The organism is Sulfitobacter sp. W074 (genome assembly GCF_025142275.1).
Lineage (GTDB): Bacteria > Pseudomonadota > Alphaproteobacteria > Rhodobacterales > Rhodobacteraceae > Sulfitobacter > Sulfitobacter profundi.
In genome coordinates, this window is record NZ_CP081130.1 from 2,697,165 (window position 1) to 2,710,092 (window position 12,928).

Annotated in this window: 13 protein-coding genes; 9 read left to right on the forward strand and 4 right to left on the reverse strand. The window is 62.8% G+C overall.

Annotation, left to right across the window (positions count from 1 at the left end):
• The first annotated feature begins 21 nt into the window (after nucleotides 1-21).
• The 9 genes from K3762_RS13330 to dtd all read left to right on the forward strand — a co-directional run bounded on the left by K3762_RS13330 (nucleotide 22) and on the right by dtd (nucleotide 8,049).
• A complete protein-coding gene (locus tag K3762_RS13330; RefSeq protein WP_260009903.1) occupies nucleotides 22-1,104 on the forward strand; it encodes a pseudouridine synthase in 1,083 nt (360 codons plus the stop codon).
• 113 nt (nucleotides 1,105-1,217) lie between these two features.
• Nucleotides 1,218-1,448 carry a hypothetical protein gene (locus K3762_RS13335; RefSeq protein ID WP_260009905.1) on the forward strand — a complete coding sequence of 77 codons (231 nt, stop codon included), beginning with the start codon at nucleotides 1,218-1,220 and terminating at the stop codon, nucleotides 1,446-1,448.
• A gap of 3 nt (nucleotides 1,449-1,451) precedes the next feature.
• Entirely contained in the window at nucleotides 1,452-2,366 is a 915-nt protein-coding gene (locus K3762_RS13340; RefSeq protein ID WP_260009907.1) for a 5-bromo-4-chloroindolyl phosphate hydrolysis family protein, read from the forward strand.
• Complete coding sequence (locus K3762_RS13345; protein WP_120351575.1) at nucleotides 2,366-3,562, forward strand: toxic anion resistance protein; 1,197 nt, start codon at nucleotides 2,366-2,368, stop codon at nucleotides 3,560-3,562. Before K3762_RS13340 ends, K3762_RS13345 begins: the two co-directional genes overlap by 1 nt.
• 22 nt (nucleotides 3,563-3,584) lie before the next feature.
• Nucleotides 3,585-4,547 (forward strand): DUF2927 domain-containing protein, encoded by a 963-nt coding sequence (locus tag K3762_RS13350; protein WP_120351576.1) that lies wholly within the window; start codon nucleotides 3,585-3,587, stop codon nucleotides 4,545-4,547.
• Nucleotides 4,548-4,582: 35 nt separating this feature from the next.
• Nucleotides 4,583-5,698, forward strand: a complete 1,116-nt coding sequence (locus K3762_RS13355) for an SPFH domain-containing protein (protein ID WP_260009910.1) — start codon at nucleotides 4,583-4,585, stop codon at nucleotides 5,696-5,698.
• A gap of 116 nt (nucleotides 5,699-5,814) precedes the next feature.
• Entirely contained in the window at nucleotides 5,815-6,927 is a 1,113-nt protein-coding gene (locus tag K3762_RS13360) for a TFIIB-type zinc finger domain-containing protein (RefSeq protein ID WP_132444412.1), read from the forward strand.
• Nucleotides 6,924-7,601 (forward strand): nitroreductase, encoded by a 678-nt coding sequence (locus K3762_RS13365; protein ID WP_067935444.1) that lies wholly within the window; start codon nucleotides 6,924-6,926, stop codon nucleotides 7,599-7,601. Before K3762_RS13360 ends, K3762_RS13365 begins: the two co-directional genes overlap by 4 nt.
• Nucleotide 7,602: 1 nt before the next feature.
• Entirely contained in the window at nucleotides 7,603-8,049 is a 447-nt protein-coding gene (gene dtd / locus K3762_RS13370; protein ID WP_132444411.1) for a D-aminoacyl-tRNA deacylase, read from the forward strand.
• 193 nt (nucleotides 8,050-8,242) lie between these two features.
• On the opposite strand, the gene K3762_RS13375 is transcribed toward dtd, so the two are convergent.
• The 4 genes from K3762_RS13375 to K3762_RS13390 form a co-directional block, all read right to left on the reverse strand.
• The gene (locus K3762_RS13375; RefSeq protein ID WP_260009912.1) at nucleotides 8,243-8,503 is read right to left on the reverse strand and encodes a hypothetical protein; all 261 of its coding nucleotides are present in this window, start codon (nucleotides 8,501-8,503) and stop codon (nucleotides 8,243-8,245) included.
• Nucleotides 8,493-8,735, reverse strand: a complete 243-nt coding sequence (locus tag K3762_RS13380) for a DUF1127 domain-containing protein (RefSeq protein WP_067626693.1) — start codon at nucleotides 8,733-8,735, stop codon at nucleotides 8,493-8,495. Before K3762_RS13380 ends, K3762_RS13375 begins: the two co-directional genes overlap by 11 nt.
• Before the next feature lie 261 nt (nucleotides 8,736-8,996).
• The gene (locus K3762_RS13385; RefSeq protein ID WP_120351581.1) at nucleotides 8,997-10,877 is read right to left on the reverse strand and encodes an acyl-CoA synthetase; all 1,881 of its coding nucleotides are present in this window, start codon (nucleotides 10,875-10,877) and stop codon (nucleotides 8,997-8,999) included.
• Between the two features lie 148 nt (nucleotides 10,878-11,025).
• Nucleotides 11,026-12,837: an ABC transporter transmembrane domain-containing protein gene (locus K3762_RS13390; protein WP_260009914.1), complete on the reverse strand. Its 1,812-nt coding sequence runs from the start codon at nucleotides 12,835-12,837 to the stop codon at nucleotides 11,026-11,028.
• Nucleotides 12,838-12,928 lie beyond the last annotated feature (91 nt).

Genomic DNA, 12,928 nt, shown 5'->3' on the forward strand with positions numbered 1-12,928 from the left:
GAAACAGGGTAAGCGCAGTGTATGAACGCAAAAACGCCCCCCTCCGGCTCCGGCCCGCAAAACACCGACACCGATGCTGACGCCAGCACATCCAAGGGCGACCGCATCGCCAAGGTGCTGTCGCGCGCCGGTATTGCCTCGCGCCGCGAGGCCGAGCGCATGATCGAAGCGGGCCGCGTGCGCGTGAACGGAGAGCAGATCACCTCGCCCGCGCTGAACGTCACACCTGAGGATAAGATCACCGTCGACAACACCCCCGTCGGCGCGCCCGAGCCGCCGCGCATCTGGCTTTATCACAAGCCCACCGGGCTGGTGACGACAAACTCTGACGAGAAGGGCCGCGAAACGATCTTTGATGCCCTACCCGAGGACATGCCCCGCGTGATGACCGTAGGCCGGCTTGACCTCAATTCCGAAGGGCTTTTGCTGCTGACCAACGATGGCGGCGTGAAACGCAAACTGGAACTGCCCAGCACCGGCTGGCTGCGCCGCTACCGCGCGCGGGTGAATGGCCGCCCCACGGATGAAATGCTGGAGCCTCTGCGCCGCGGCATCACCGTGGAGGGCGAAAATTTTCAGCCGATGGATGTGACATTGGACCGCCAGCAAGGCGCGAACGCTTGGCTGACCATCGGCCTGCGCGAAGGCCGCAACCGCGAGATTCGCCGCGCGATGGAGGCCGTGGGCCTGACTGTGAACCGACTGATCCGCATCTCTTACGGCCCGTTCCAATTGGGCGAGCTGAAGATCGGCGAAGTGGAAGAACTGCGTCGCAAGGTCGTGCGCGATCAACTGGGGCTCGAGTTGGAAGACCCCAGCGGCACCGCTGTCAAAAAGCCCACGGGTCTGCGCCGCCCGCCACGCCGCAAACCCGGCGGCTTCGGGGGCGCGGGCCAGCCCGGTCTGCCCGTACAACCCGGCGAAGATGACGAACCGCCGCCCCGCCGTGGTGGCGGCAAGGCGAAGAATGCACCGCGTGGCAAGGCAGCCCAAGGCAGGCCCAGTGGTAAACCGGGGGCGCGTCCCGCAGGGCGCCCCAATGCGAAGCCGGGCGGTAAACCGGGGCCAAAGCCCGGTGGCCGGGGGCCAAAACCCCGCCGCTGACCGGCGCTGCCCCAAGTTGCCCTGCGCGTTTCCGGAACGCTGCCGACCTGCGTGCGTTGAATAGAGAACGGCAGGGCAAGATCAGCGCGAAACCGCTGGCAGAAAAGGGCAATATGTTGCGAATAGTGATGTTTTTGGTGGCCTTGGCCGCGCTCGTGGTTATCATCCTCGGCGCGGCCTCGCTCTTGGGGCGCGCGGCTGACAGTGCCGGCACGGCGCTGCGCCCGATCTGGGGCGGCGAGAGGGGAAACATGATGGCGCCAACGACCTTTCAGAAAATCGCCTTTGGGGCGTTGCTGGTTTTGCTGCTTGGGCTGACCGGCGGTTTTCTCGGGGGGCTTTGATCCATGGCGCAGCGCTTTGGCGGCAAATATAGCCCAGACACGGACGCCACCCCCGGCAGCACACCGCGCAAGACCCGCCGCCTGCGGGTCGATCCGGTGGGCGGGCGGGTGAACCTGATGTTCTTGCCCCCGGTCCTGCTGGCTGGAACCTCGCTTATCGGTGGCGCGGGCACGCTGGTCCTTGGCCTTGGCGGGGCGTTTTTGTTGGCTTCGGGCGTCTGGCTACTGCGCGACGGACTGCTGGCCGAGGCGGAATACCACGAACGCAAAGTTGCCCGCCGCCCGGTCCTGCCGCGCAAAATTCTGGCCGCAGTATTGGCGGGCGCTGGCGCGGCCCTTGCTGCATACAGCAATGACCCGAGCCTTATCGCAGCCCTGCTCTACGGCCTCGCGGCCACGGCCCTACACCTTGCGGCATTTGGCATTGATCCCTTGCAGAACAAAGGCATGGAGGGGATCGACACCTTCCAGCAAGACCGCGTCGCCCGCGTGGTAGATGAGGCCGAAAAGCTGCTCTCGGGCATGAGCCAAGCGATCTTGCGTGCAGGCGACCGGCGCGCCGAAGCACGGCTGGCCGAGTTCCAAGAAACCGCCCGCCATTTGATCCGCACCGTCGAAGAAGACCCCCGCGACCTGACCGCCGCCCGCAAATACCTTGTCGTCTATCTGCGCGGCGCGCATGATGCGACGGTGAAATTCGCCGACCTCTATGCCCGCAACCAAGACGCGCAAGCCCGCAACGACTACCTCGCTTTGCTCGACGATCTGGATCAGAACTTTGCCGCCCGCACAGCGAAGTCCCTGCTGGACGACCGCAGCGATCTGAACGTGGAAATCGACGTGCTGCGTGAACGCCTCTCCCGCGAGGGGGTCCGACTGGAACAGCCCGCCCCTGCAAATACCAAGGAAGATCAGTGATGACCGATGCCCTCCGTGAAAAAGCTGCCCAATCGCAAGGGTTGGTGGAAGAAGTGAACGCAACCGTTTTGCCCGAACCGGCGGATGCCAATGCCATCGTGCCATTGGCCAAAGCCGATGCAGCACAGAGCGCGGAAATCCAAAAGCGTATGGCCGAGATCGACGTGACCGATACGCAGTCCATCGTCAGTTTCGGCTCTGCCGCGCAGGCCGAGTTGCAAGAAATCAGCCAATCCATGCTGGCCGATGTGCGCAACAAGGATGTCGGCCCCGCGGGCGATAGCCTGCGCACCATGGTCAGCGCGATCCGCGGCTTCTCGGTCTCTGAGTTGGACGTGCGGCGCAAACAAAGCTGGTGGGAAAAACTGCTGGGCCGCGCCACCCCATTCGCCAAATTCACCGCGCGCTTCGAAGAGGTGCAAGGCCAGATCGACCGGATCACCGACAACCTGCTGGCGCATGAGCATACGCTGTTGAAAGACATCAAATCGCTCGACCTGCTTTATGAAAAGACGCTGCAATTCTACGACGAGCTGGCGCTTTATATCTCGGCCGGTGAGGCCAAGATCGAAGAGTTGGATCACAAGACCATCCCCGCCAAACAGACCGCGCTGGATAAGGCGAACGAAGACGATCAGGTGATGCGGGCGCAGGAACTCCGTGATCTGCGTGCCGCCCGCGATGATCTGGAGCGTCGGGTGCATGATCTGAAACTGACACGTCAGGTCACCATGCAATCCCTGCCTTCGATCCGTCTGGTGCAGGAGAACGACAAAAGCCTCGTGACCAAGATCAACTCGACCTTGGTGAACACCGTACCGCTGTGGGAAACGCAACTGGCCCAAGCCGTCACCATCCAGCGCAGCGGTGACGCGGCCAATGCGGTGCGCGAGGCGAATGACCTGACCAACGAATTGCTCACCTCCAACGCCAAGAACCTGCGTGACAGCAACAAGGTGATCCGTCAGGAAATGGAGCGCGGCGTCTTCGACATCGAAGCGGTGAAACAGGCCAACGAAGACCTGATCGGCACCATCGAAGAATCCCTGCAAATCGCCGATGAAGGCAAGGCAAAACGCGCCAATGCCGAGAAGGAGTTGCAGGAAATGGAAGGCCGTCTGCGCGACACACTGGCCGCCGCCAAGGCCCGCGAAACGGGCTTGGGCGACACCACAGGCAACGCGGTGCCAAGCTAAGACCGACGTGAGGGAACAGGTAATGCAAGAACGTCTGCGCAGAAAACTGCGCGCCGGGGGGGCGCTGGCGCTGAGCATGCTATTGCTGGCCTGCGCCGAACCCGCGCCCGTCTTGCAACAGGTCGCCAAGCCGCAGGCCCGCCCTGCGGCAAAGCCCCCCTCTCCGGCTGTGGTGGCCAAACCCACTTCGCAAAAAAGCGCCATGCTGCGCAGCTATTTGCATCAGGTCGAGAAGGCGCAGTTGAGCCAGGATTTGCTGCGCCAAGACGGCGGCGGTGATGACACGCCCTTTACCAGCGAAATGCTGGTCCGCAACTTTGAGCAGATCGCCCTTTATAACGAATATGACGGCAATTTTTCCGGCCACGGTGGGGCCAGCCCCCTGCGCCGCTGGGAAGGGCCTGTGCACATGCAGATCATCTTTGGTGATAGCATCCCCCCGTCGCAACGCCGCTCTGACACCACCAACATCAAGGCTTTCGCGCGACGCCTTGCCCGGGTTACGGGGCATCCGATCTCAACGACAGGTACGCCTAATTTCATAGTGGTTGTGGCTTCTGAAGATGACCGGGTCGATGCTTTGACCCATGCTGCGGAAAAGGTCGCGGGCGTTAGCCCATCGTCGCTCCGTGCGATGCGCAACATGCGCCGCGACACCTATTGCGCCGTGGCCGCCTATGCCGCAGGCGACAACCCGAATGTCTATACCGCCGCCGTGGCGGTGATCCGCTCGGAAAACCCCGGGTTGCTGCGGCTGTCGTGCATCCACGAAGAACTGGCCCAAGGCTTGGGTCTGGCCAATGACAGCCCCGCCGCACGCCCGTCGATCTTTAACGATGACGACGAATTCGCCTTGCTGACCAAACACGACGAACTCCTGCTCAAGATGCTCTATGACAAGCGTCTGCGCCCCGGCATGACAGCAGAGCAGGTCAACCCGATCACCCGGATCATCGCACGCGAGTTGACGGACGGGCCGGTGTAACGCAGCTTTACGACGAAAGAATAAGGACCATCCCCATGGGCATTTTCGATTTCCTCTCCGGCCAGTTCATCGACGTCATTCACTGGACCGACGACACCCGCGACACCATGGTTTGGCGGTTCGAGCGTGAGGGCCATGAGATCAAATACGGCGCCAAGCTGACGGTGCGCGAGGGGCAAGCGGCGGTCTTTGTGCATGAGGGGCAGTTGGCGGATGTCTTCACCCCCGGTCTCTATTTGCTTGAGACCAACAACATGCCTATCATGACCTCGCTTCAGCATTGGGATCATGGCTTCAAAAGCCCGTTCAAGTCCGAGATCTATTTCGTCAACACCACCCGGTTCAACGATCTGAAATGGGGCACCAAGAACCCGATCATCGCCCGCGATCCTGAGTTCGGCCCCGTGCGCCTGCGCGCCTATGGCACCTACTCCGTCCGCGTGAGCGACCCAGCGAAGTTCCTGACCGAGATTGTCGGCACCGATGGTGAATTCACCATGGATGAAATCTCTTACCAAATCCGCAACATCATCGTGCAGGCCTTTTCCCGCACGCTGGCCTCCTCTGGTATCCCGGTGCTCGACATGGCCGCCAACACGCGCGAACTGGGCCAATTGGTCGGCAAGGATATTGCCGCGCAGATTGCCGAATACGGGCTGGCGATGCCCGAGCTCTACATCGAGAACATTTCCCTCCCGCCCGCGGTAGAGGCGGTGATGGACAAACGCACCTCCATGGGCGTGGTCGGAAACCTTAACGAATACATGCAGTTCCAAGCGGCTGAGGCGCTTGGCCGCGATGGCGCGGGCGGGGCGGCGATGCAAACCGGCCTCGGTGCGGGTCTGGGCATGAGCATGGCGCAGGCCGCCAGCGCACAGGCCGGCCCTTGGGGCGCGCGCCCTGTCCCCACCGCTGCGGCCCCCGTGCCGCCGCCCCCGCCGCCGGTCGAAAAGGTCTGGCATATCGCCAAAGATGGCGCGACCTCCGGGCCCTTTTCCAAGGCCGCGATGGGCCGCAAAGTGACCGAAGGCAGCCTCGGGCGCGATGCTCTGGTCTGGACGCCGGGCCAAGATGGTTGGCAGCGGGCCGAGGATGTGGCCGAGCTGGCGCAGCTCTTTACCGTGATGCCACCGCCGCCACCCCCGGCCTGATCCGCTGGCGCGAGGGATAACACCTTTGCGCGCAGACGGCCTGCCCCCCGTGGCCCCCTCTAGGGCTGCGGCCCCCCCATCCGCACCGCCGCGATTGACCTTGCAAAGCACCCCTTATGTCCGCCACCGATCTGCCCCCCGCCGCCCCGCTAGAAGAGCACCGTTTCCCCTGTGACACCTGCGGCTCTGACATGCGCTTTGATCCGGCGCAGTCGCTGCTGATCTGCGATCACTGCGGCAATGTGGAGCCTATCGACGGCACGGGCCGCCACGCCCATGCCATCGCCGAGCAAGATTTCCGCGCAGGCTTGCAATCCGCCCTGCCCGCTGCCGAAATGGAAGAGACCCGCGTCACCACCTGCCCCAATTGCGCGGCGCAGGTGGAATTCGAGCCCGGCAAACACGCCGCCGAATGCCCCTTCTGCGCCACGCCCGTGGTGATCGACACCGGCACCAACCGCCATATCAAACCCCGCGCCGTGCTGCCCTTTGCCCTGCCCGAAGAAAGCGCCCGCGATGCCATGAAAGACTGGCTCGGCGGTCTTTGGTTCGCGCCCAATGGCCTGCAGCAATATGCCCGCAAGGGCCGCCGGATGCAGGGCATTTACGTGCCGTTCTGGACCTATGACGCGCAGACCGCCTCCAGCTATCGCGGGGAGCGGGGCACAGTCTATTACGTCACGCGCACCGTTATGCGCGATGGAAAACGGGTGCAGCAACAGGTGCCGAAAATCCGCTGGCGGGCGGCGTCGGGCCGGGTTGCGCGGTTCTTTGACGATGTGTTGGTGCTTGCCTCGCGTTCTTTGCCCAAGAAACACACCGATGCGCTGCACCCTTGGGACCTCTCGGCGCTGGAGCCCTATGCGCCGGAATACCTCGCCGGTTTCCGGGCCGAGGCTTACGGCGTCACGCTGGAGGAAGGCTTTGTTCAGGCCCGCGCCCATATGGACCGGGTGATTGAACGGGACGTGAAATTCGACATCGGCGGGGACCGCCAGCGGGTGCATGACATCAACACGCAGATCAGCGATGTGACCTTCAAACATATCCTGCTGCCGGTCTGGCTGGCCGCGTATAAATACCGCGGCAAGACCTATCGCTTTGTGGTGAATGGCCACTCCGGCAAGGTGCAGGGCGAACGGCCCTATTCCGCGATCAAAATCACTTTCGCCGTGGTGCTGGGGCTGATCGCCGCCGCCATCGTCGGCTATTTCATGGCCCAGCAATGACCCAGACCTACGACCAATTCACCGACCTCTTGCAGGCCCGCTACTCCTGTCGCGCCTTTCTCTCTGACCCACTGCCCGAGGAGACCATCACCCAGATCGTCAGCGCCGCGCGTCACGTGCCCTCATGGTGCAATGCGCAGCCATGGCAGGTGACCGTAACGCGCGGCGCGGGCACCGACGCCTTTCGCGCCGCACTGCTTGAGGCCGCAAGCGCGAATACCCCGGTGGAGCCGGACCTGCCGTGGCCTACAGGCTATTCGGGCGCCTATGCCGAGCGTCGCCGCACCTGTGGCTTCCAACTCTACGACGCGGTGGGCATCGCGAAATCCGACCGCGACGCGCGCAAGGCACAGATGCTGCGCAACTACGCGCTTTTTGACGCGCCGCATGTGGCCATCGTGACCGCCCCGAGCGAGCTTGGCCCCTATGGTGCGATGGACTGCGGCGGCTTCGTCACGGCCTTCACCCTCGCCGCGACAGCGCTTGGCGTGGCCAGCATCCCGCAGGCCGCCATCGCCGCCTATGCGCCTTTGGTGCGTGAGGTGCTTGATCTGCCCGAGGATCGGCTGGTGCTCTGCGCGATCTCATTCGGCTATGCCGATGCCAAGCATCCGGCCAATGGCTTTCGCACCGAACGGGCGGCCCCCTCAGAGATTATCGATTGGAAAGACTGACATGCGCGCATTGCTGCAACGGGTGACCGAGGCGTCGGTCACGGTCGAGGGTGACATCATCGGAGAGATCGGCCCCGGCCTGCTGATCCTTGTCTGCGCCATGCCCGAAGACACCGAAGAAACCGCCGAGAAACTCGCCCTGAAAATCTCTAAACTCCGGCTTTTCAAGGATGAAGGCGGCAAGATGAACCTGAGCCTTGCGCAAACCGGCGGCGCGGCCTTGGTGGTGAGCCAATTCACCCTCGCCGCCGATACCTCGCGCGGTAATCGCCCCGGCTTTTCCGGCGCGGCAAAGCCGGACATGGCCGAGGCGCTTTACGCGCATTTCGCCCGCAGCCTCGCCGCTCTGGACATTCCAGTTCAGATGGGACGGTTCGGCGCCGACATGTCGGTGGCGCTGGTCAATGACGGGCCGGTGACCCTCTGGCTCGACAGCGCAGCGCCTTGATATTGGGGTAGAAAGCATGGACCGGCAAGCTTGGGAGGAGGTAAGCTTGCCGGTCGGTATAACGGGTCCGGGAGGAGGAGGACCGTTAATATGCGGTGTCAGATCAACCCGGGAAGGAGGAGCGGGGTCCGGCACCTGACAATGCAGCGCGCAGGGCGCGACATTGATTGCTGAAGGTCATAAGCGCTGCGGCTTACAGACCGTCGTATTCTTCTGTCACCAGCGCTTGGGCGTGCTGCGGGATCTGGTTGCGGTCGATGCCCGCGCGCTCAAGCTGTGCGTCGCTCATGCTGTTGAGGACGGACTGCATACGCGAAATCTGCATTTGGGTGACGCCACTCGCCAGCAGGGTGCCGACTTTGCCAGCAGCGGTGCCAAGCGCACCGAATACCGGAGCGGTCGCGTCACGCAGGGAGAAACCGTGAGGGGCGGATAGGGTGTTGTCATACTTCATAGGTCTGTTCCTTCGAAAGTTCTTCCGACGCAACACGCCGGATGTCGTACCGCGCGATGCCGATGTCCGACAGTTCGCGATCACTCAGTACGTTAAGTTCTGTGAAAGTTCGGTTGTAAGCTGCGCGCCGGGCCTTGATCTGGGCCACACGACGGCGCATGCCGTCATAGGTGTGATGAAGCCCATCGAGCGCGGAGCTCAGGGTGGTGCCACGTGAGATTGCCATCGTCATAAGCGCAACTCCTTTCAGAATGCTGCAAGTGCATTATCAATGCTGCAATGCAGAAGTAGTACGCTCTGACCCTATTTTGAACCCGCAGAATTTGCATAGGCGCTATGCCTGTCGCGAAAGGCCGGGGGCTAACTACAAGTAAACAGCCTAAAATTTTTGCGCCGATACACAGGAAATGTGCATCGGCGCAACGCAGCGGGGCTGCAATCGGGGAATTTGGGGAATGGGGGCGATCTAGGCCGCCCTACCCGTTTGAGTCGTTTAGCTCACAGGTTCCCAAGGACGCGTATAGACGCTGAGCACTTTCGACACGTCGTCATGCGTGGCGTCATGCATGGTGACCTGAGCCACCAACCCGCGCTTTTTGTCGTCTATCACGTCGGTCACCCGCGCGGCACAGCCCGCCTTCTCAAGGCTGCCATTATAGACCCGCGTGATCGCATCCTTGCGCAGGTCGGGCTTGAAGATCTTGCCCACGGCGGTCTTGGGCAACTCATCCATGATCTTGAGGTGCTTTGGCTGGGCAGCACGTTCGGCGACATGCTCGCGCGCAAAGGCGAGCAGTTCCTCTTCGGTGACCTTGGCGCCCTCCACCAGTTCGACAAAGGCGCAGGGCACCTCGCCTGCATGGGGGTCGGGCTGGCCGATGGCACCGGCAAAAGCGACGGCCTCATGGCCCAGCAGCGCCTCTTCGATCTCGGCGGGGTCGATGTTGTGACCGCCGCGGATGATCAGGTCTTTGGCGCGGCCCGTGATCCAGATGTAGCCATCTGCGTCAATCCGGCCCAGATCGCCAGTGCGCAGGTATTTGCCGTGGTAGAAGAGGTCTTTGTTCTTGTCTTCTTCGACATAGGTATGGCCCGCAAAGACACCGGGGTTCGACACGCAGATCTCGCCGATCTCATCCGTTTCCGCGTCAATCGGCCCGTCTGCCGTGCCCTTGATGATGCGCACATCCGAATAGGGGAATGCGATGCCGATGGAGCCGACCTTTTTGGGGCCATCCGTCGGGTTACAGGACACAAGGCAGGTGGCCTCGGTCAGGCCGTAGCCTTCGACCAGCGTGACGCCTGTGGCCTTTTCAAAGCGGCGGAAGAGTTCAAGCGGCAGCGGGGCCGAGCCGGAGAAGGCGGTCTTTACGGTGCTGACATCCGCATCGATCGGGCGCTGCATCTTGGCAGAAATCGCCGTGGGCACGGTGATGATAAAGGTGATCTTCCACCGCTCGACCAGCTTCCAGAAGTTGTCAAAGACCCCGTCCCCGCGATAGCCCTGCGGCGTCGGAAAGACCACATGCGCGCCCGAAGACACGGCGGCCATCAGGATGACGTGGCAGGCAAAGACGTGGAACAGCGGCAGCGGACACATGATATTGTCCTGCTCGCTGAACAGCAGGCGATGGCCCAGCCAACCGTTGTAGATCAGCCCGGAATACTTGTGCTGCGCGACTTTGGGCATGCCGGTGGTGCCGCCGGTGTGGAAATAGCAGGCAACGCGGTCTTCTTGCACATCCTCAAAGTTGAGCGAAGTGTTCTGTTTGGCGATTTCGGCGTTGAAGTTGAGGTATTTCGCCTGATTGTTCACCATCCCCTTGGGCCGCACCAGCGGGACGATCCAGCTTTTCGGTGGGGTCAAATAGCGGACCAGATCAACTTCGAGCACCGTATGCACCTTGGGCGCAAGGCGCACCGCCTCGGCGGTCTTTTGGGCCACATCCGTTTTGGGGAAAGGCCGCAGGGTAACGACGACCGATGCGCCGACCTCGCGCAGGATCGCGCCGATTTGTTCGGCATCCAGCAGCGGGTTGATCGGGCTGACGATCCCGGCCACGGCACCGCCCAGCAGGGTAATCGTCGTCTCGTTACAGTTCGGCAGCACATAGGCCACCACGTCTTTCTCGCCCACGCCCAGGCTGCGGAACAGGTTCGCGGCCTGCGTCACACGGCCATGCAACTCTTTCCAGCTCAGCGTTTCGGCCTTGTCTTTGGGGCCTGAGAATATCTGATAGCTGACGGCGTTGTGGTTGGGGAATTTCGCGGTCGTATTGCTCAGCATTCCGTAGAGCGTCTTGGCCACGTCGCGGTCTTCCCACGGCATTTCCGCCGCGATGGCATTGCGGTCTTCGATCCCGGCGAATGTCATGGTGTCTCCTCCCCTATGCCGGTGTTCCGGCTTATTCTCCTCGCGCCAGATTGCGGTGAAACGCGCCGTTTCGCAAGCAATCGGCGGCAACAAACGCAACGTCACACTAGGGTGACGTAACGCCGGGGTTGCGTGGTTCAAGCTTGCCTTAGGCTGCGGCGACGGCCCCATCGGTGAATTGCAGCCGCGCCAGACGCGCATATAGCCCGTCGCTGGCCACCAGTTCGTCATGGGTGCCGATGGCGGCGATGCGCCCCGCCTCCATCACCACGATGCGGTCTGCCTTTTTCACAGTGGCCAGACGGTGCGCCACGATCAACGTGGTGCGGTCGGCACTCAGACGGTCCACAGCAGCCTGCACAAGCCCTTCGCTTTCCGAATCCAGCGCAGAGGTCGCCTCATCCAGCAACAGAACCGGCGCGTCGCGCAGGATGGCGCGGGCGATGGCGATGCGCTGTTTCTGTCCGCCAGACAGCATCACGCCACGCTCGCCCAGATAGCTGTCATAGCCCTCGGGCAATGCCGTGATGAAATCATGCGCCGCTGCGGCGCGGGCGGCCTCCTCAACCTCTGCGTCACTGGCATCGGGCCGTCCAAAGCGGATATTCTCGGCCGCCGTTGCGGCAAAGATCACCGGGTCTTGCGGCACCAGCGCAATAGCACGGCGGAAGTGATCCCGCGCCACATCGCGCAGGTCCACACCATCCAGCGTGATCCGCCCCGACTGCGGGTCATAAAAGCGCAAGATCATCTGAATGATTGTCGTCTTCCCCGCGCCCGAGGGGCCGACAAAGGCCACCGTCTCACCCGGATTGATCTCGAGATCGATGCCATCCAACGCCGCCACATCGGGCCGGGCGGGATAGGTGAATTGCACGTTCTCAAAGGCGATTTTGCCCGCCACGGGCTGCGGCAGGGTGGTCTGCCCCTCGGGCGCCGGGTCTTGCACCGTGTCCTCGGTCTGGAGCAGATCAACCAGCCGCTCCGTGGCACCCGCTGCGCGCTGCAACTCGCCCCAGATCTCGGACAGGGCGGCGACCGCGCCCGCGACCATGACCGCATAGATCACGAATTGCACCAGCGCGCCCGCGCTCATCACATCGGCGCGCACATCCCGCGCGCCGATCCACAGCACGCCCACCACGCCCGCGAAGACCAGAAAAATCACGATCATCGTCATCGCGGCGCGGGTCTTGATCCGGCGCTGCGCGGCATCGAAAGAGGCTTCGGTCATCTGCGCGAATTGGCCCCGGCTTGCGGCCTCATGGGTGAAAGCCTGCACCGTTTGCACCGCGCCCAGCGTTTCAGAGGCATTGCCCGAACTCGCCGCGATCCAGTCTTGGTTCTCTCGGCTCAGCACCCGCAGGCGGCGGCCCAGCGTCAGGATCGGGATCACCACCGCAGGCACGATCAGCAGCACCAGCCCAGTGAGCTTGGCCGAGGTCAGCAGCATCAGCCCCAAGCCCCCGACAAAGATCAACAGGTTCCGCAGTGCGATTGAGACCGAAGAGCCGATCACCGACAGGATCAGCGTCGTGTCGGTGGTGATCCGGCTCAGCACTTCGCCGGTCATGATGCGCTCATAAAACGAAGGGCTCATGCCCACCACGCGGTCAAAAACCGCGCGCCGGATATCGGCCACCACCCGTTCGCCCAAGCGCGTCACCAGCGCATAGCGCAGCCCGGTGCCCACGGCGAGCAGCGCCGCGATCAGCAAGGCGGCAACGAAATAAAGGTCGAGCAATTCGCTCTCCCCGGTGCCGAAATTGTCGATCACCCGGCGCACGGCCAGGGGCAGCGTCAGTGAGATCATCGCGGTCAGCAACAGCGCTGCCCCGGCGGCGGCCATGAGCACGCGGTAAGGGGCCATGAAAGGCATCAACGCCGCCAGAGCGCCGATCCGCCGCGACTTTTCGCGTTCATCTTTGGCGGACTGTGCGGGGGCTGGGGTGCGGGCCATGGGCTTTCCTTTGTCTTTCCACATCGGTCATGGCGCGGGGGCTGGGCCGGGTCAAGCAGGACCGCCGTCATAAGGACAATCTGCCGCCCCT

Bases quoted from the DNA above. Each gene is read 5' to 3' on its own strand.
- K3762_RS13330 (WP_260009903.1), top strand. From the start codon at position 22: ATGAACGCAAAAACGCCCCCCTCCGGCTCCGGCCCGCAAAACACCGAC.
- K3762_RS13335 (WP_260009905.1), top strand. From the start codon at position 1,218: ATGTTGCGAATAGTGATGTTTTTGGTGGCCTTGGCCGCGCTCGTGGTT.
- K3762_RS13340 (WP_260009907.1), top strand. From the start codon at position 1,452: ATGGCGCAGCGCTTTGGCGGCAAATATAGCCCAGACACGGACGCCACC.
- K3762_RS13345 (WP_120351575.1), top strand. From the start codon at position 2,366: ATGACCGATGCCCTCCGTGAAAAAGCTGCCCAATCGCAAGGGTTGGTG.
- K3762_RS13350 (WP_120351576.1), top strand. From the start codon at position 3,585: ATGCAAGAACGTCTGCGCAGAAAACTGCGCGCCGGGGGGGCGCTGGCG.
- K3762_RS13355 (WP_260009910.1), top strand. From the start codon at position 4,583: ATGGGCATTTTCGATTTCCTCTCCGGCCAGTTCATCGACGTCATTCAC.
- K3762_RS13360 (WP_132444412.1), top strand. From the start codon at position 5,815: ATGTCCGCCACCGATCTGCCCCCCGCCGCCCCGCTAGAAGAGCACCGT.
- K3762_RS13365 (WP_067935444.1), top strand. From the start codon at position 6,924: ATGACCCAGACCTACGACCAATTCACCGACCTCTTGCAGGCCCGCTAC.
- dtd (WP_132444411.1), top strand. From the start codon at position 7,603: ATGCGCGCATTGCTGCAACGGGTGACCGAGGCGTCGGTCACGGTCGAG.
- K3762_RS13375 (WP_260009912.1), bottom strand. From the start codon at position 8,503: ATGAAGTATGACAACACCCTATCCGCCCCTCACGGTTTCTCCCTGCGT.
- K3762_RS13380 (WP_067626693.1), bottom strand. From the start codon at position 8,735: ATGACGATGGCAATCTCACGTGGCACCACCCTGAGCTCCGCGCTCGAT.
- K3762_RS13385 (WP_120351581.1), bottom strand. From the start codon at position 10,877: ATGACATTCGCCGGGATCGAAGACCGCAATGCCATCGCGGCGGAAATG.
- K3762_RS13390 (WP_260009914.1), bottom strand. From the start codon at position 12,837: ATGGCCCGCACCCCAGCCCCCGCACAGTCCGCCAAAGATGAACGCGAA.